Origin of the sequence: Gordonia rubripertincta (genome assembly GCF_038024875.1) — a bacterium.
GTDB classification, from domain to species: Bacteria; Actinomycetota; Actinomycetes; order Mycobacteriales; family Mycobacteriaceae; genus Gordonia; species Gordonia rubripertincta.
Window position 1 is genome coordinate 2,172,464 of the sequence record NZ_CP136136.1, and the last position, 16,636, is coordinate 2,189,099.

Genomic DNA, 16,636 nt, shown 5'->3' on the forward strand with positions numbered 1-16,636 from the left:
AGGAGAGTGACATGGGACTCCCGGACTTCTGGTTCCTCATCATCGCCGTGCTGTTCGTCGGCTACTTCGTCCTCGAGGGCTTCGACTTCGGTGTCGGCATGCTGATGCCGATCCTCGGGTCGAGTCACACCGGTGGCGACGACAAGGTCGCACCGGACGATCCCGAGGCCGACCCCGACAAGCGCCGGCGCGCGCTGCTCAACACCATCGGACCGGTGTGGGACGGCAACGAGGTCTGGCTGCTCACCGCGGGCGGCGCGCTCTTCGCGGCGTTCGGTGGTTGGTACGCAACGATGTTCACCGCGTTCTACCTACCGCTGTTCCTCATCCTGATCGGCCTCATCACCCGTGTGTGCGCGATCGAGTGGCGCGGCAAGATCAACGATCCGCGCTGGCGGAAGTGGTGCGACGTCGGCATCGGTCTGGGTTCGTGGATTCCCGCGATCCTTTGGGGTGTGGCCTTCGCCAACGTGGTGCGGGGCCTGCCGATCGACGCCGACGCCCAGTACACCGGCGGGTTCTTCAACCTGCTGAGCCCGTACGCGCTGCTCGGCGGTGCGACGACCCTCCTGGCGTTCCTCACCCACGGTGCGGTGTTCCTGTCGCTGAAGACCTCCGGTGTCCTGCAGGAGGATTCGGCGCGATACGCAGCGCGTCTCGCGTGGCCGACGCTCGTCGTCGCCGCCGCATTCCTGCTGTGGACCCAGTTCGCGTACGGCAACGGCTGGACCTGGTTCCCGGTGCTGATCGCCGCGGTGGCCGCGGTGGGCATGCTCGTCGCGACGCAGGTGCGTCGAGAGGGGTGGGCGTTCCTGTTCACCTCGATCGCGATCGCCGGGACGGTGGCCACCCTGTTCGCGGTGCTGTTCCCGAATGCGCTGCCCTCGACCCTGAACCCGGACTGGAACCTGACCATCGACAACACCTCGTCGAGCGACTACACACTGACGGTGATGACGTGGGCTGCGCTGTTCATCACCCCGGTGGTGATCGGTTACCAGGCGTGGAGCTACTGGGTGTTCCGTAAGCGACTGTCGGTCGGGAACATCCCGGAGCATCACGGCCTGCCCTCGTTGCGCGTGTCGAGCAAGTGAGGCCCCCGGTCGACCCGCGGCTGCTGCGGTATTCACCGACGACGCGACGCTATGTCGCGGTCACGGCGGCGTTCGCCGTCGCGCAGGTGATCGCGATCATCGTGGCCGCGGGTATGGCCGCCTCCATCCTGTCGGAGCTGATCGTCCTCCCGGCGGAGCGGTCCTTCGACGCGCAGTGGGTGCACCTGGTCGTGCTCGCCGTCGCGATGGCGGCCCGCGCCGCGATGGCCTACGGGCATGATCGATACGCGCACCGTGCGGCGGAGCAGGCGATCGCCGAACTGCGGTCCGAGGCGCTCGACGTGCTCACCGATCCGCGTCGGACCTCGCCGCGAACGCTGCTGACGCTGCGTGAGCACGCGGCGACCGTGCTGTTGCGGGGACTGGACGCCCTCGGGCCGTATCTCTCCGGTTACCTGCCCGCACTCGTGACCGCGGTGATCCTCACGCCGACGGTGACCGTGGTGATCGCCTTCGCCGACTGGCCGTCGGCGCTGATCATCCTGATCACGTTGCCGCTCATCCCGATCTTCATGGTCCTGGTCGGGCTCATGACCCGGGATCGCACCACCCGCAAGCTGGCGACGATGAGCAGGCTGACCGCGCAGCTGCTGGATCTGATCGCCGGCCTGCCGACGCTGCGGGCACTGAACCGCGCCGAGACCCCGGCCGCCCAGGTGGCCGAACTCGGTGAGGCGCACCGACGTTCCACGATGAGCTCGTTGCGGGTGGCCTTCCTGTCCGGCGCGGTTCTCGAGCTGCTCGCGACCCTGTGCGTCGCCCTGGTCGCCGTGGGCATCGGTCTGCGGCTGGTGTTCGGCGAGATGTCGCTCTACGCAGGTGTTTTCGCGTTGATCCTGGCGCCTGAGGCATACCTGCCGCTCCGCCGCGTCGGCGCACAGTTCCACAACTCTGCCGACGGTGTCACCGCCGCCGGGGAGGTCTTCGAGCTGATCGACTCTCCCGAGGACGCCGCTCCGATGCCGGTCAGCGGCGGCCGGGGCGTCACCGTCGCAGGCGCGCCGATCACCATCCTCGATCTCGGCGTGCACGGCCGTGACGGCTGGGCCCCGGAATCCTTGCGCGCGACGGTTCAGCCCGGTTCGCTCACGCTGTTCACCGGGCCGAACGGTTCGGGGAAGTCCACGACCCTGGCCGCGATCATGGGGCTGCTGACACCCGACGACGGGTCGGTGCTCATCGGGTCCATCCCGGTCACCCACGCGGATCCCGAGTCCCTGCACGAACAGATCGCCTGGCTGCCGCAGCAGCCGGTCGTCGTGCCGGGCACGGTCGGCGAGAACGTGGAGCTCTTCGGCGCGCTCGACCGCGACGCCACCGACCGTGCGGCGGCGGCAAGCGGATTCGACTCCGTCGTGCTCGAGCTGCCCAAGCGCCTCGACACCCCAACTCGGTGCGGGCGGCGTCGGGCTGTCCGCCGGCCAGCGTCAGCGGCTCGCACTCACCCGAGTTCTCGCGTCGCCGGCTCCGCTGTTGCTGCTCGACGAGCCGACCGCCCACCTCGACGAGGCATCGGAACGTGCGGTGCTCACCGTGCTCCGCGAGCGTGCACGCGCCGGTGACACGGTCATCGTGGTGGCCCACCGGGGGATCGCGCGTGAATTCGCCGACCACGTGGTCGAATTCGACGGAGGTGTGTCATGCGCGACGACCCACTGATCCGCGCGCTCGGCTTCCTCGGCCTGCGCCGGGGTGCGGTCGCCAAGGCCCTGCTGCTCGGTGTCGGCGGTGCGCTGTCGGCGCTCGGCCTCGCGGCGTTGTCGGCGTGGCTGATCACCCGGGCCTGGCAGATGCCGCCGGTGCTGTACCTGTCGGTCGCGATCACCGCCGTGCGCGCGCTCGGTATCTCGCGCGGTCTGTTCCGCTACCTCGAACGACTCGCCACCCACGACCTCGCCCTGCGTGCGATGACGACCGCCCGCGAACGGGTCTACAGGGCCCTCGCGACCGGTTCACCCGCCTACTCGGTGACCCTCCGGCGCGGAGACCTGTTGACTCGCACCGGCGATGACATCGACGAGATCGGCAACGCTCTCATCCGCGGCCTGATCCCCATCGGTGTGGGCGTGACGACGGCGGTGGCCGCGGTGGTCGTGATGGCACTGGTCTCGCTGCCCGCCGCCGCGGTGCTCGCCGTCGCACTCGTCGTCAGTGGTGGTGTCGCCCCGTGGCTCGCGGCGCGCGGTGGAGCCTCGACTCTCCGCGACGGATCGCGAGCGGCCACCGAGTCCGCGGAGGCCACGACGACCACGCTGTGGCACGCATCCGAACTCGTTGTCGCGCGTCGGCGTGGAGAGCTGCTCCAGACCGCGGCCGCCGCCGACCGCCGGCACCTCGCGGCCACCGATCGGGGCCGCCGGTTGGAGGCGGCAGCTGCCGCGGCCACCCCGCTCGCGATGGGTGCCTCGCTGATCGCGGCCTGCGTGATCGCCATCCAGTTGGCCGCGCAGACAACCGGTTCGATCGCCGGGGTCGCCTCCGGCGAAGGGCTCACCCCGATGATCCTCGGCGTCCTGGTCCTGCTCCCGCTGTCGGCTTTCGAGTCGACTGCGCCGCTGACCGAGGCCGGACTGCAGATCGAGCGCAGTCGCCAGAGCGCCGCGCGGGTCATGGCTCTCGTCGACGGTGCGCACGCCGCCGCCGGCACCGAGCCGTCCGGTGCGGATGTGGCGGTCCACCGCGGCATGGTCGAGGTGTCCACCGACGGACTGCGATGGGGCCGCGGGGACCGCGATGTCCTCGGTCCTGCGGACGGTCTCGACCTCGACCTGCGGCCGGGATCGCGCCTGGCGGTCGTCGGACCGAGTGGCGTCGGCAAGTCCACGCTGCTGCTCACCCTGGCCGGACTGCTGAACCCCGTCGACGGGGACATCACCTGTGTCGACGTGTCGAGCCGAGCGCCTGTCGGACTCCGCTCGGCCGGTTGCTACTTCGCCGAAGAGGCGCACCTCTTCTCGACGTCGGTCCGCGAGAACCTGCGCGTGGCACGCGGTGACGCCACCGACGAGGAGATCCTCGCCGCGCTGACGACGGTCGGACTCGACGGTTGGGCCGCACGGCTTCCCGACGGTCTGGACACCACCCTGACCGGCGGGGCCGATGCCGTCAGCGGCGGTGAGCGCCGACGCCTGCTCCTCGCTCGCGCGCTTCTCCACCCGGCACCGATGGTTCTGCTCGACGAACCGACCGAACACCTCTCCGCCGACGACGCCGCCGGTCTGCTCCGACGCCTCCTCGGCGTCGAGGACGACCTCTTCGGCCCCGACCGCATCGTCGTGGTCGTCACCCACCAGCTTCCGGCGGACGTCGGTGGTGCGCAGGTGGTGGAGTTGGAACCGGCGGTCGCTCGCGACTCCTGACCGCCGAACCTCAACTCGACTTGCAGACTCCGGCCGAAGTCTGGCAGTGGAGTCGAGGTCTGCCGGTTGCCGCGGTCCCCGACCGCACAAGGCCGCACAACGGAATCGGGGCCGGACGCTCGGCGTCCGGCCCCGGATTTCCCCTGTGAGAGGTGAGGGTCTAGTTGCTGGAGACCTCGTAACCCATCGGCAGCATCGTCGACTTGTGCTCGAGGAAGGACTCCAGACCTTCGCGGCCGTTCTCGCGGCCGATGCCGGAGTTCTTGTAACCGCCGAAGGGGGACTCGGGATCGATTGCGTACCAGTTGATCCCGAAGGTTCCCGTGCGGATCTTGGTGGAGATCTCGATGCCGCGCTCGACGTCGTCGGTCCACACCGTGCCGGCGAGCCCGTAGTTGGAGTCGTTGGCGATGGCGATGGCCTCGTCGACGTCGTCGTAGGCGATGACCGACAGGACGGGTCCGAAGATCTCCTCCTGGGCGATGGCCATGTCGTTGGTGACACCGGTGAAGATCGTCGGGGTGAGGAAGTAACCCGAGTCGAGTCCGGCGGGTCGTTCGCTCTCGAGAGCCGGTGTGGCACCGGCCTTCTTGCCGAGTTCGATGTACTCCTCGACCTTCTGGCGCTGCTTCTCGGTGATCAGTGGGCCGAGCTGGGCCTCCGGATCCGACGGCAGGCCGACCTTCATCGCCTTGGCCGCCTCGACCATCGCCGCGACGATCTCGTCCTGGCGGCTGCGCGGCACCAGGATTCGGGTCTGCGCGACGCACGCCTGGCCGGTGTTGAACAGGCCGAGGAACGTCAGCATGAAGGCGTTCGCGGCGATGTCCACGTCGTCGAGGACGATGGCCGCCGACTTTCCGCCCAGCTCGAGGGAACAGCGCTTCAGGCTCTCGGCGCAGGCGGCGCCGATGGCCTTGCCCGCGGCGGTCGACCCGGTGAAGGTGATCTTGTCGACGTCGGGATGGGCGACGAGGGCCTGACCGGTCTCGGTGCCGCCGGTGACCACCGAGATCGCCTCGGCGGGCACGCCGGCCTCGATGAACAGCTGGGCCACGTAGTTGCCGGTGAGCGGGGTCTCCGGGGCGGGCTTCAGCACCACCGAGCAGCCTGCGGCGAGCGCGGCGCCCATCTTGTTGCAGGTGATGAACAGCGGGACGTTCCACGCGCAGATCGCGCCGACGACGCCGACCGGTTCGCGGGTGATGCGGGTGGTGCCGAACAGGCCGGTCCGGTACTCCTCCCACTGGTAGTCGCGGGCGGCGTTGGCGTAGGCGCGCAGGACGCCGGTACCGGGCAACTGCTGCAGGGTGGCGATCGCGCTCGGCGGCGCGCCCATCTCGGCCGAGACCAAGGCGGTGATCTCGTCGCCGCGCTCGTCGATCAGGTCGGCGACCTTGGCGATGATGTCGGCGCGCTGAGCCGGGGGCGTCGAACTCCAGACACCGGAGTCGAAGGCGGCGCGTGCGGCCTTGACCGCGGTGTCGACGTCGGTGGCGTCGGCGTGCGGCACCGAGCCGACACGTTCCCCGGTGGCGGGTGAGAAGACCTCGAGGGTCTCACTGGAATGGGGGTCGACCCATCGGCCGCCGATGAGCAGCTGGGGTTGATCCCCGCCGCCGGTGACTGTTGCGGTGTGGGACTCCACGGTCTCGGTCATTACGCGTGTGCTCCTCAGGAGGACGGGTCCTTGCCGGTCAGCGGCGAATTCTGTTCGCAAGCGGGCAAGTGTGAACTACGGCACACGCAATACTAGAACACGTTCTAACTTCGCCGCCAGGGGCGGCGGCGAATCAGCCCCGGCCGAAGGCCGCTCGGGCCTCGAGCCCCTCAATGACGTCTTCCAGCACATCGAGTTGCCCGGCCGGGTCGGCGGACTCCAGGATGCGTTGCTGATCGTGCGGCTCGACCTGGAGCCGGTTGGCCCAGCGGTAGATCGGCGACACGTCCGCCATCAGGGGATCGGCGTCGATGATGTCGAGGGCGGCGAAGATCGTGTCGACGTCCTTGCCTGCGGCCTCGAGGGTCTGCCGCATGACGACGCGCAGGCGCTGGTCGATCGAGTGCAGCCGCTCGAGGTCGGCTTCGGCGGGTTCCGGTTCGGGGAGCACCTCGATCCGGGCCCGGGGATAAGGGTCGTCGGGCAGCCATTCGACGACCAGGAAGCGAGAAGTGCCGGTGCCCGCCAGCAGTGCCCGACCGTCCGGGAGTCGGTCGGTGACGTCGGCGAGCACCATGGTGCCGGCGTCGCACCTCACCTCGCCGCCGCCGACCTCGGAACCGCGGGCGATCAGCACCACCCCGAAACGCACGACCGGTCGGCCGTCGGACTCCTCCATGAGGTCGTCGACCATCTGCCGGTAACGCGGTTCGAAGACACGCAGCGGCAACTCGCCACCGGGCAGCAGGGCGGTGCCGAGTGGGAACATCGGCGAGACGAACTGCTCGCCGGCCGGGATGAACGGGCTCAGGGCTGGTCCGTCAGGCCTTGGGCCGTGCGTCGAGCACGACCTCGAACTCGAGCAGATCGGCACCCGAGGCGACCGGCTTGGCACGCTCCCCGGCGTGCGCCTCGCGTGCCGGGCCCGATGCCCACGCCTGGAAGTCCTCCTCGGACTCCCACTGCGTCACCACGAAGTAGCGGTCGTCGCCCTTGACCGGGCGGAGCAGCTGGAACCCGAGGAATCCCTTGGAGCCGTCGACCGAGTGGGCCCGGTTGGCGAACCGCTTCTCCAGCTCGGGTCCGGCGCCCTCGGGAACGGTGATTGCATTGATCTTCACAACAGCCATGCGTCCACCATAGGCGCTGCGAGTGCGGGCGTGACGGTGTTGCCCGACCCCGAAGGATCGTTCGGGCGGATACAGTTTCGGCCATGTTCGACACCCACGCGATCGGCGAGATCGGGTTCCGTGACCACGGGGGTCCGGTGATCGTCGACGACGCCCGCGGCCCGCATGACGACGGCGCGACGACGCGGCCGATCGTCCTGTTGCACGGGCTGATGGGGCGGGGGCGCACGTGGCGGCGACAGGTGCCGTGGCTGCGCCGGTACGGCCGGGTCTTCACCTACGACGCGGCCTTCCACACCGGCGCCGATGTCGAGGAACCGGACAGCGCAACGGAACTCGCCACCGAACGATTCGTCGCCGACCTCGCCGAGATCCTCACCTGGATCGACCGCGGACCGGCGGTCCTCATCGGGCACTCGATGGGGGCACTGCACGCCTGGTGCACCGCCGCCGCCTATCCGGAACTCGTGGCGGCGCTCGTACTCGAGGACATGGCGCCAGACTTCCGCGGCCGGACCACCACCAACTGGACGCCCTGGTTCGAGTCCTGGCCCGAGCGTTTCGATTCCGTCGGCGGAGCGGTCGCGATGTTCGGTCCGGTGGCCGGCCGGTACTTCTACGAGGCGTTCGACGACGGACGGCTCCACGGACGGATTCCGTTGTGGGGCGCGATCGCCGACGAGTGGGGCGTCCGCGATTTCTGGTCCGAGTGGGAAGAGGTCGAGGTGCCGTCGCTGGTGATCGAAGCCGAGTTCACGGTCACGCCGCCCGGCCAGATGCGCCGCATGTGCGAGGTCAACGAGTACGCGCAGTATCTACGGGTCGAGGGGGCCGGACACCTCGTTCACGATGACGCTCCACACGTGTATCGCGGTGCGGTGGAGGCGTTTCTGTCCGGGCTCGACACCTGACACAGATCGGGGCGCGCACGAGACCTCGTGCGCGCCCCGAAAGGGTGGACTGGGATCAGGCGGGATCGGCGGGTGCGATCGGTGCGCCGTTGAGTCGACGCCAGCAGTGCACCAGGAACAGCTGGGCGACCGGGGCGGAGACGATCAGGCCGACGTAGCAGACGAGTGCACCGACGAGGTTGATCGCGTAGGTGACCAGCAGTGCGATCAGTGAGTCGCCGACCTTCGACTTGGTCAGCTCGAAGGAGGTCTTCATCGCGTCGATCGGTGACAGGCCCTTGTCGATGGTCGCGACCACCGAGAACATCAGGAAGAACATCGCGATGAGGCCCGGGATGATGCAGAGTACGTAGCCGATGCCGGTGGCGATTCCGACCAGGATGGCGGTGCCGACGACCGCGCCGAAGCGGATCGGGGTCAGGAACGATGCCGCGGTGACGGGTTCACCGTTCGCGACGCGGACCGCGCCGGAGGTGATGCTCGCCTGGATGTAGAGCATGCCCAGGAACAGCACCACGTAGATCAGGATCATGAAGAAGATGCCGCCCGCACCGAGCGTTGTCGTCTCGGTGGTGACGCCGTAGCCGTAGTCGACGGTCTCGGTGGTGCCGAAGATCGCGGTGCCGAAGATGGCCAGCGCAAGGACCACGGCCGCGAGCAGGAACACCGCCAGACCCGGCAGGATCATGGCGCCGACGTTGTTCTTGAACTTGTTGAAAGCCCAGGAGAACGCCTCGCCCACATCGACCTTGGTGCCCGGGGCGCCGGGGGCGCCGGGATATGCGCCCGCGCTGCCGTACTGCGGTGCACCCGGGGGCGGCGGAGGCGGTGCCTGGCCGTACTGCGGCTGTCCGTAATCGGGCTGCTGGCCGTACTGCGGCTGCTGCTGTCCGTAATCGGGCTGGCCGTACTGCGGCGGCTGCTGGCCGTACTGGGGCGGGGGCGGTGGCTGCTGCCCGTACTGGGGCGGCTGCTGCCCGGGTTGTCCACCCGGCTGATTCGGGTCCGACGGCGGGACAGGAGGATACGGCGGCTGACTCATGGATCGGGACATTAGCAACGATCCGGGTCCAGCGGGAGACTATGCCCGAACGATCAAATGACTGGTCACCGACCTTGGCACGAATTATGTGTCCTGGTGGGCGGTTTTGCCGCCGAAGGTTCCGACCGATCCCGAGACCAGGCGGTGTCGGCGAGTGTCCGACGGCTTCAACCCTCGCCCGCAAGGCAATAGCGCCCGTCGGTGGTGATCTCCACGAGTCCGTCGACGAGAAGCGAGTCGAGCGCACGGTCTCGCTGGGCGGTGTCGCTCGTCCACACCACGTCGAGCTTCGACCGTTCCACCGACCCGTTGGTGCCGCGCAGTACGTCGAGCAGCAGGCCGCGGACCTGGCGGTCGGTGCCGGCGAACTTCTGGGTCTTCCGCGGTGGGCCGGTGTGTGCGGGGCGGCCGAGTCGTACCCAGGTGCAGCCCACGAGAGGGCAGTTGTCGCACTTGGGGTTTCGGGCCGTGCAGACCAGTGCGCCGAGTTCCATGAGTGCCGCGGAGAACCTCGGCGCACTCCGGGAGTAGCCGGCGTCGGTAGACCGGGGGAGCAGTACTTCGGCGTCGTCGAGGTCGCGGCGGGACGGATTGCCCGGTTGCTCACGGCCGTGCACCGCCCGCGCGATCACACGACGGACGTTCGTGTCGACGACGGGGACGGCCTGACCGTAGGCGAAACAGGCGACCGCCCGCGCGGTGTAGTCGCCGATACCGGGCAGGGTCAACATCGTCTCGACGTCCTCGGGCACCCGGTCGTCGTGGTCGCGGGCGAGGACCTTCGAACACTCGTGAAGGCGGAGGGCGCGCCGCGGGTAACCGAGCTTTCCCCAGGCCCGCAGGACCTCGCCGGCGGACTCGGCGGCCATCGCCGACGGCACGGGCCAGCGTGCGACCCACTCCCGCCACGGCTCGAGGACCCGGGACACCGGGGTCTGCTGCAGCATGATCTCGCTGACGAGGATCTGCCAGCCGGAACAGGCCGGGTCTCGCCACGGCAGGTCGCGTTCATGGGTATCGAACCAACCGATCAATCGCTCGGGTGGCACACTATTGAGCATGATAGGAAAGACACCACGCGAGGCCTGGCGCATTCTGCGCGACGGAAACGACCGCTTTGTGGCCGGAGAATCTCAACATCCGAGCCAGGGTATCGAGGACCGGGCACGACTCGCCGACGGGCAGCACCCGCATGTGGTCCTGTTCGGCTGCGCGGACTCCCGTCTGGCCGCCGAGATCATCTTCGACCAGGGGCTCGGCGACATGTTCGTCGTCCGTACCGCCGGTCACGTCATCGACTCGGCGGTGATGGGTTCGCTCGAGTACGCCGTGGAGGTCCTCGAGGTGCCCCTCATCGTGCTCCTCGGCCATGACAGCTGTGGCGCGGTGAAGGCGACGCTCGACGCCCTCGATGATCTGCAGATCCCCGGCGGTTACATCCGCGACGTCGTCGAGCGGGTCACGCCGAGCATTCTCGCGGGGCGCAGCGAAGGCCTCACCCGGGTCGACGAGTTCGAGGCCCGTCACGTCGTCGAGACCGGACGCCTGCTCATGCAGCGCAGCCGGATCATCGCCGACCGCATCAGCACGGGCAAGCTGGCGATCGTCGGCCTGACCTACAAGCTCAGCGACGGCCAGGTCAACCTGGAATCGGTGTACGGCGACATCGGTGAGAAGCCGGTGCAGACCGTGCAGGCCGAGAGCGCCTGAGTTATACCGGAGCGGCCCCGAACCTGAAGGCGAACTCTAGACTTTGCCTGTTCGGGGCCGCTTTTCGGCCGCGACACGCCGACCGTGATCAACCGGAAGTCGAGATCCGGCCGTTAGCGTTGTGTGCGTGATCGAACCCCAGGGCCCGCTGCCACCCGAGATCTACTGGCGACGACGCGTCGTCGCCGGGGGTGGCGCGCTGGTCGTCGTGGGGTTGGTCGTCGCTCTCATCGTCTGGATGACATCCGGCGGTGACGCGCCGCAGAACACCGCGGCCACCTCGTCGGTTCCCAGCAGTGCGGCTCCGTCCTCGGAGTCGGCACCGCCGTCGTCCGAGCCGCCCGCCGCCGGCGACGCCGGTGCCGGTGGTGCTCCGGGCGGCAACGCCCCCGCTGGTGCCGGAGTCCCGGGTGGTGCGTCCGCGGCGGCGTCCTCACCCCCGGAGTCGGCAAGCCCCGCGGGCGTGCCCGGTGGCCCTGCCGGCCCCAACCTCTGCCCGGATCAGGCGATCTCGGTGGTCCTCTACACCGACAAGCCGACGTACACGATCGGCCAGCAGCCGGTCTTCACGATCGTCACCACGAACGCCGGCCTGTCCGACTGCACCCGCGATGTGGGCAAGGCCGCTCAGAACGTCATCGTTCGGACGCTCGACGGGTCGCGCACCCTGTGGTCGGCGCGGGACTGTTCGCCGATCGACACCGTGAACAACGTCGTCCTCAAGCCTGCACAGCAGGCGAAGGACACGATCACCTGGTCGGGCACCACCAGCAGCCCCGGCTGTGAGCGTCCGCGGACACAAGTCCCCGCCGGTTCCTACTCGGCGATCGGCAAGATCGGGGAACGCGAGTCGTTCCCGATCACCTTCAACGTGGTCGCGCCCGCGCAAGAGCCCTGATCGACCGAAAAGCCTGATCGTCTGGACCCCCGATTCGTCGGGGCTCTAGTCGTAGCGCTCGATGCTGGTCTCCGCGAGCCGCGACAGTCCTTCGCGGATGTGGCGCGCCCAGATGCTGCCGATGCCCTCGACGGCCTGCAGATCGGCCGAGGTGCTCGCAAGCAGCGCCTGCAGGGTGCCGAAGCTGCGAACGAGCCGGTCCACGTGCGCGAACTGCAGACGTGAGATGCGTGCGAGCAGCCGGTAGCCGCGCGGACTCATGGTGTTGTCCTGGGCGTCGATCGTCGTCGGGTAGCCGAAGGCGCCGGCGAGCTGGGTGAGATCGAGGAGATCGGCGTCGCTGAGTTCCTCGATGACCTCGAGTGCCTGTCGGACGTCTTCGGCGGTGGCGGGTTCGGGGCTGGCGAAGTAGTCGCGGACGAGCAGTTCTCGCATGGTGTCGTTGTCGCTGATGAGCTCTTCGAGCTGCAGGCTCACCTGTCGACCGTTGGTGCCCAGTTCGAGGACGTACTCCTCGATCTCCACCGATACCCGCCGCACCATCTCCATGCGCTGTGCGGTCGACATGGCGTCGCGCAGCAGCACGTAGTCCTCGATCTCGGCGCGCGACAACGCGGCGATGACCTCGTCGAGACGTGCCTTGTACCGCTCCAGGGTGGCCAGGGCGACGTTCGCGCGCGACAGGATGGGGTCGGGGCTCTCGACGACACGACGAGCGCCGTCGACGTAGACGCTGACAATCGACATCGAGGCACTGACCGAGATGACCGGGTGACCGGTCTGGATCGCGGTGCGTTCGGCGTTACGATGCCGGGTGCCCGATTCCTCGGTGGGGATCGAGGGGTCCGGCACGAGCTGGACGTTGGCGCGCACGATGCGCTTTCCGTCGGTGGACAGGACCACCGCGCCGTCCATCTTGGCGAGCTCACGCAGCCGGGTGGGGGCGAACTCGACGTCGAGATGGAAACCGCCGTCGCAGATCTTTTCGACGTCGGAGTCGTGCCCCAGCACGATCAGGGCGCCCGTACCGCCACGCAGGATCCGCTCCAGGCCGTCGCGTAGCGGGGTGCCCGGCGCGACGCGCGCCAACGTCTCACGCGCGAGCTCGGACTTCACCACTTCGGCAACCATGTCTCCCCTTCGGCTCCGGGACACCCCCGGGCGGACGACGCCCGTCGAAGCAGGTCGTCACAACGGTGACTAGGGTACCGGGATGTGAAGAGCAGCAGTTTTGTGGTGCCCGACGAGCTCGACGTGCTCGAGCGCCACCCGAAGACCTCCGCGCCGGGTGAACTCATGCGCCCGCACAACTCGACGTGCTTCGGCTGTGGGGGGGACTCGCCGCGGGGCCTGCGCATACCGATGTACGCGGGCGAGGGCTTCACCGTGGACGCGCAGATGCCGGTCGAGCAGTGGATGGAGGGCGGGCCCGGCGTGATCCACGGGGGCATCCTGTCCAGCGCGTTCGACGACGTGATGGGGATGCTTCCACGGCTTCTGGGTCCTCCCGGCGTCACCGTGCACCTGCAGGTCGACTTCCTGAAGCCGATCCCGGTCGGCGAGACCCTGCAGATCCATGCGGCGATCCTCGGCAAGCAGCGACGCAAGATCTACACCGAGGGGCTCGCGCACCTCGGCGATCCTGACCGTCCGGTCGCCCGGGCGAACGGGGTCTTCGTGACGATCGACGTGGTGGAGCACTACGCCGACCACGTCAAGAACAGCGCGAAGGCGGAGGAGTACCTGTCGGGGCGGCCGCACCTCTGACGGGCGGCCGCACCTCTGACGGGCTGACGCGGGTCGGGCGGGCGGGTCAGAACGGCGCGTCCACCGGGTCGGAATCGCGAAGGTGGACGGCGTCGCCGAGGTTGGCGACCCGGAGGAGGCGGATGCCCTTCGGCAGTTCCTCATCGGTGGCCGCCGGGATGATCGCCTCGCGGAACCCGAGTCGCTTGGCCTCTGCCAGGCGTCGTGCGACCGCCGAGACCCGACGGATCTCGCCGCCGAGCCCGACCTCGCCGATGACGACGGTCGACTGGGGGACCGGACGTTGGGTCAGGGTCGAATAGACCGAGAGCGCGATCGCGAGGTCGGCGGCGGGTTCGGTCACGCGCATGCCGCCGACCGTCGACAGGTAGACCTCCGACTTGCCGAGTTCCTTCCGGCCGGCGCGCGCCTGCAGGACGGCGAGGACCATCGCCACCCGGTTGAAGTCGAGACCGGAAACCGCCCGACGGGGGTTGGACATCTCGGTCCCGTTGGCGAGCGCCTGGACCTCGCCGACGAGCGCCCGCTTGCCGTCCATCGTCACCATCGTGACGCTGCCGCTGACGTCCGAATCTCGTTGGTGCAGAAAGATTCCGGAAGGATCGGGTACCTGGTGGATACCGTCGTCGCGCTGTTCGAAGCAGCCGACCTCGTCGGCGGCGCCGAAGCGGTTCTTCACGCCGCGGACCATCCGCAGCGTCGAGTGCTTGTCGCCCTCGAAGGCGAGTACGACGTCCACGAGGTGCTCGAGTGAACGCGGGCCCGCGACGGCGCCCTCCTTGGTCACGTGGCCGACCAGGATCACCGCGATGCCCCGGTTCTTGGCCAGCGACACCAATGCGGTGGTGACCGCGCGGATCTGCGTCACGCCGCCGGTGACGCCGTCGGCGCCGGACGCGACGACGGTCTGGACCGAGTCGATGATCATGAGCGACGGTCGCACGGTGTCGACGTGGCCGAGGATGGTCGCGAGATCGGTCTCGGCAGCGAGATAGACGTTGGGGTGCACCGCACCGGTGCGCTCGGCGCGCATGCGCACCTGTCCGGCCGACTCCTCGCCGGTGATGTACAGCGCGACGCGATCCTTGGCGGCCCAGTGCTTGACCGTCTCGAGCAGCAGCGTCGACTTGCCGACGCCGGGCTCGCCGGCGAGCAGGATCACCGATCCCGGGACGACGCCGCGCCCGAGGACGCGGTCGAGTTCGCCGATGCCCGTGGGCACCGCTGCCGACGATTCCGCGTCGACCTCGGTGATGCGCAGGGCCGGGCTCGACGGCGCAACAGCCGCGGTGGCCCGGGAGGACGTGGGTGTGCCGGCGACCTCGTCGATCGATCCCCATTCACCGCATTCGGGGCAGCGTCCGACCCACTTGGCGACCTGGTGACCGCATCCGGTGCAGCGATACGAGGATTTGGGTTTTGCCACCCGGTCAGCCTAAGCGGGGGGACCGACAGAACAGACGAGGCCCGGCGGATGCCGGGCCTCGTCGTGCGTCTTCAGGGGAAGGGGGTCAGTGCCCGCCGCCCTCTTCGTGTCCGCCCTCGGGAGCGCCGCCCTCTTCGTCCCCGGGGCCGACCTCGCCGTGATGCTGGTTGTAGAACGTCGGCTCCGCGTTGCGGGCGACGTCCTGACGCTGGAGATCCGCACCGGCGTCGACCGGGGTCTGCACGGTGGTCTCACCGGCGGCGACCCACGAGCCGTTGGCTTCGCGCTTCTCGAAGACGAAGGTCAGGTCGGTGGTGAGGCCCGAGGCGACGGTGTCGCCCGCGTTGCTCAGCTCGGCGGTGACCTTCTTCTCGCTGTCGCGGACGGAGCCGACGGGCGTACCGCTGCTGAGGGCCTGCCCCGGCGCGATGACGCGAGCCGCGGGATCACTGCCCTCGACGAACTCGACCGAACCCTTCTCGGGCTTGATCTCCTTCAGTCGGTAGTAGGCGGTCTGGTCGGAGTTCGCGACGACGAACGCGAGCTCGAAGGGGCCGCCGTTGCCGAAGACGGTCGGTGCGTCCTTCTCCGGGTAGAGGATCTGCACGTCGCGCAGCTGCAGCGAGTCGATGTTGACGTTCGCGCCGTTCACTGCGGGCAGCTGGTTGGCGGTCTGCGAGATCTGTCCCGCACCGCAACCGGTGGTGCCCAGGGCAACGGCGATGCCGATCGTGGCTACTGCGGTGGCCAGACGAGTAGGCCGAAACGCCGATCGCCGTGCGGATGGTGAAAGCACTGACACCCGATCCTCCCAGGTCAAACGAAGTCGAATTGCAGCGCACGAAACCCTGCACTACGCAGCGTAGTGGGCGCCGTCCGGAAAAGTCCGCCCGGGTGCCCGATTCGTGTCCGCGAGGGCATGTTCCGGGGATCGGCGGAGGGGTCCGTACTGCCCTCTTCTGTGTGGTGTTGCGTGACGCCGAACACGCTGCTACGGCACCCCCTGCCACCTCGGAAGAGGCAGTGCTGGAACCGGTTCACCGCGTTGACCTGCACCGTTGGGTGGGGCCCTCGGAACGCCCGTGCTAGACTGGGTTCACTCGAAAGGGGCAAGGAACATTGAATTTCAAAGTTGGCGACACCGTCGTTTACCCCCATCACGGTGCTGCTCGGGTCGAAGACATCGTTACCCGGACCATCAAGGGTGAGCAGATCGAATACCTTGTTCTCAAGGTTGCCGACGGTGACATGACCGTTCAGATTCCCTCGACGAAGCTGGAATACGTGGGCGTCCGCGACGTGGTCGGGCAAGAGGGTCTCGACCAGGTATTCCAGGTGCTGCGGGCCCCGCACACCGAAGAGCCGACCAACTGGGCGCGGCGATTCAAGGCGAACCAGGAGAAGCTCATCTCCGGCGACATCATCAAGGTCGCCGAGATCGTGCGCGACCTCTGGCGTCGCGAGCGGGACCGTGGACTCTCGGCCGGTGAGAAGCGCATGCTGACCCGTGCCCGCCGAGTCCTCGTGGACGAATTGTCGCTCGCGCAGAACACCGATGACGAGAAGGCCACCATCATCCTGGACGAGGTCCTCGCGGCCGCTTCCTGACATCGGTTCG

15 protein-coding genes and 1 pseudogene are annotated in these 16,636 nt (G+C 68.6%); 8 read left to right on the forward strand and 8 right to left on the reverse strand.

The features are described from left to right. Positions 1-11 precede the first annotated feature (11 nt). The 3 genes and pseudogenes from cydB to cydC all read left to right on the forward strand — a co-directional run bounded on the left by cydB (position 12) and on the right by cydC (position 4,474). Complete coding sequence (gene cydB / locus RVF83_RS09885; protein WP_005194289.1) at positions 12-1,094, forward strand: cytochrome d ubiquinol oxidase subunit II; 1,083 nt, start codon at positions 12-14, stop codon at positions 1,092-1,094. Then, positions 1,091-2,774: pseudogene (cydD, locus tag RVF83_RS09890) on the forward strand (thiol reductant ABC exporter subunit CydD). Before cydB ends, cydD begins: the two are co-directional and overlap by 4 nt. Continuing rightward, positions 2,756-4,474, forward strand: a complete 1,719-nt coding sequence (cydC, locus tag RVF83_RS09895) for a thiol reductant ABC exporter subunit CydC (RefSeq protein WP_005194287.1) — start codon at positions 2,756-2,758, stop codon at positions 4,472-4,474. Before cydD ends, cydC begins: the two are co-directional and overlap by 19 nt. A gap of 160 nt (positions 4,475-4,634) precedes the next feature. Here cydC and RVF83_RS09900 read toward each other — a convergent pair whose 3' ends face one another. The 3 genes from RVF83_RS09900 to RVF83_RS09910 all read right to left on the reverse strand — a co-directional run bounded on the left by RVF83_RS09900 (position 4,635) and on the right by RVF83_RS09910 (position 7,264). Continuing rightward, positions 4,635-6,134 (reverse strand): aldehyde dehydrogenase, encoded by a 1,500-nt coding sequence (locus tag RVF83_RS09900; protein WP_005194286.1) that lies wholly within the window; start codon positions 6,132-6,134, stop codon positions 4,635-4,637. Positions 6,135-6,267: 133 nt separating this feature from the next. Then, the gene (locus tag RVF83_RS09905; RefSeq protein WP_005194285.1) at positions 6,268-6,903 is read right to left on the reverse strand and encodes an LON peptidase substrate-binding domain-containing protein; all 636 of its coding nucleotides are present in this window, start codon (positions 6,901-6,903) and stop codon (positions 6,268-6,270) included. Between the two features lie 52 nt (positions 6,904-6,955). Beyond that, positions 6,956-7,264: an antibiotic biosynthesis monooxygenase family protein gene (locus RVF83_RS09910; RefSeq protein WP_005194284.1), complete on the reverse strand. Its 309-nt coding sequence runs from the start codon at positions 7,262-7,264 to the stop codon at positions 6,956-6,958. Between the two features lie 83 nt (positions 7,265-7,347). Here RVF83_RS09910 and RVF83_RS09915 point away from each other — a divergent pair, with 83 nt between their 5' ends. Continuing rightward, positions 7,348-8,175: an alpha/beta fold hydrolase gene (locus RVF83_RS09915; protein ID WP_005194283.1), complete on the forward strand. Its 828-nt coding sequence runs from the start codon at positions 7,348-7,350 to the stop codon at positions 8,173-8,175. Positions 8,176-8,230: 55 nt separating this feature from the next. Here RVF83_RS09915 and RVF83_RS09920 read toward each other — a convergent pair whose 3' ends face one another. Next, the gene (locus tag RVF83_RS09920) at positions 8,231-9,217 is read right to left on the reverse strand and encodes a hypothetical protein (protein WP_005194282.1); all 987 of its coding nucleotides are present in this window, start codon (positions 9,215-9,217) and stop codon (positions 8,231-8,233) included. A 167-nt stretch (positions 9,218-9,384) separates the two neighbouring features. After that, positions 9,385-10,278 (reverse strand): A/G-specific adenine glycosylase, encoded by an 894-nt coding sequence (locus tag RVF83_RS09925; RefSeq protein WP_005194281.1) that lies wholly within the window; start codon positions 10,276-10,278, stop codon positions 9,385-9,387. Here RVF83_RS09925 and RVF83_RS09930 point away from each other — a divergent pair. Together RVF83_RS09930 and RVF83_RS09935 are read left to right on the forward strand one after the other, a co-directional pair. Continuing rightward, the gene (locus RVF83_RS09930) at positions 10,277-10,927 is read left to right on the forward strand and encodes a carbonic anhydrase (RefSeq protein WP_039879834.1); all 651 of its coding nucleotides are present in this window, start codon (positions 10,277-10,279) and stop codon (positions 10,925-10,927) included. The two genes, RVF83_RS09925 and RVF83_RS09930, sit on opposite strands and share 2 nt — an antisense overlap. A gap of 127 nt (positions 10,928-11,054) precedes the next feature. Then, positions 11,055-11,825, forward strand: a complete 771-nt coding sequence (locus tag RVF83_RS09935) for a hypothetical protein (protein ID WP_005194279.1) — start codon at positions 11,055-11,057, stop codon at positions 11,823-11,825. A 45-nt stretch (positions 11,826-11,870) separates the two neighbouring features. On the opposite strand, the gene disA is transcribed toward RVF83_RS09935, so the two are convergent. Then, positions 11,871-12,956 (reverse strand): DNA integrity scanning diadenylate cyclase DisA, encoded by a 1,086-nt coding sequence (gene disA, locus RVF83_RS09940; RefSeq protein ID WP_005194278.1) that lies wholly within the window; start codon positions 12,954-12,956, stop codon positions 11,871-11,873. A 105-nt stretch (positions 12,957-13,061) separates the two neighbouring features. On the opposite strand from disA, the gene RVF83_RS09945 reads away from it, so the two are divergent. After that, positions 13,062-13,592: a PaaI family thioesterase gene (locus tag RVF83_RS09945; RefSeq protein WP_005194277.1), complete on the forward strand. Its 531-nt coding sequence runs from the start codon at positions 13,062-13,064 to the stop codon at positions 13,590-13,592. 46 nt (positions 13,593-13,638) lie between these two features. On the opposite strand, the gene radA is transcribed toward RVF83_RS09945, so the two are convergent. Beyond that, positions 13,639-15,018, reverse strand: coding sequence for a DNA repair protein RadA (gene radA, locus RVF83_RS09950; protein WP_005194276.1), 1,380 nt, complete (start codon positions 15,016-15,018; stop codon positions 13,639-13,641). 85 nt (positions 15,019-15,103) lie between these two features. Continuing rightward, positions 15,104-15,814 (reverse strand): hypothetical protein, encoded by a 711-nt coding sequence (locus RVF83_RS09955; protein ID WP_005194275.1) that lies wholly within the window; start codon positions 15,812-15,814, stop codon positions 15,104-15,106. A gap of 323 nt (positions 15,815-16,137) precedes the next feature. Here RVF83_RS09955 and RVF83_RS09960 point away from each other — a divergent pair, with 323 nt between their 5' ends. Beyond that, the gene (locus RVF83_RS09960) at positions 16,138-16,626 is read left to right on the forward strand and encodes a CarD family transcriptional regulator (protein ID WP_005194274.1); all 489 of its coding nucleotides are present in this window, start codon (positions 16,138-16,140) and stop codon (positions 16,624-16,626) included. The last annotated feature ends 10 nt before the right edge of the window (positions 16,627-16,636 follow it).

Excerpts from the sequence above, each read along its gene's own strand:
- RVF83_RS09900 (WP_005194286.1), bottom strand. The coding sequence starts at position 6,134 with ATGACCGAGACCGTGGAGTCCCACACCGCAACAGTCACCGGCGGCGGG.
- RVF83_RS09910 (WP_005194284.1), bottom strand. The coding sequence starts at position 7,264 with ATGGCTGTTGTGAAGATCAATGCAATCACCGTTCCCGAGGGCGCCGGA.
- RVF83_RS09930 (WP_039879834.1), top strand. The coding sequence starts at position 10,277 with ATGATAGGAAAGACACCACGCGAGGCCTGGCGCATTCTGCGCGACGGA.
- cydB (WP_005194289.1), top strand. The coding sequence starts at position 12 with ATGGGACTCCCGGACTTCTGGTTCCTCATCATCGCCGTGCTGTTCGTC.
- cydC (WP_005194287.1), top strand. The coding sequence starts at position 2,756 with ATGCGCGACGACCCACTGATCCGCGCGCTCGGCTTCCTCGGCCTGCGC.
- RVF83_RS09920 (WP_005194282.1), bottom strand. The coding sequence starts at position 9,217 with ATGAGTCAGCCGCCGTATCCTCCTGTCCCGCCGTCGGACCCGAATCAG.
- disA (WP_005194278.1), bottom strand. The coding sequence starts at position 12,956 with ATGGTTGCCGAAGTGGTGAAGTCCGAGCTCGCGCGTGAGACGTTGGCG.
- RVF83_RS09915 (WP_005194283.1), top strand. The coding sequence starts at position 7,348 with ATGTTCGACACCCACGCGATCGGCGAGATCGGGTTCCGTGACCACGGG.
- RVF83_RS09925 (WP_005194281.1), bottom strand. The coding sequence starts at position 10,278 with ATGCTCAATAGTGTGCCACCCGAGCGATTGATCGGTTGGTTCGATACC.
- RVF83_RS09905 (WP_005194285.1), bottom strand. The coding sequence starts at position 6,903 with ATGTTCCCACTCGGCACCGCCCTGCTGCCCGGTGGCGAGTTGCCGCTG.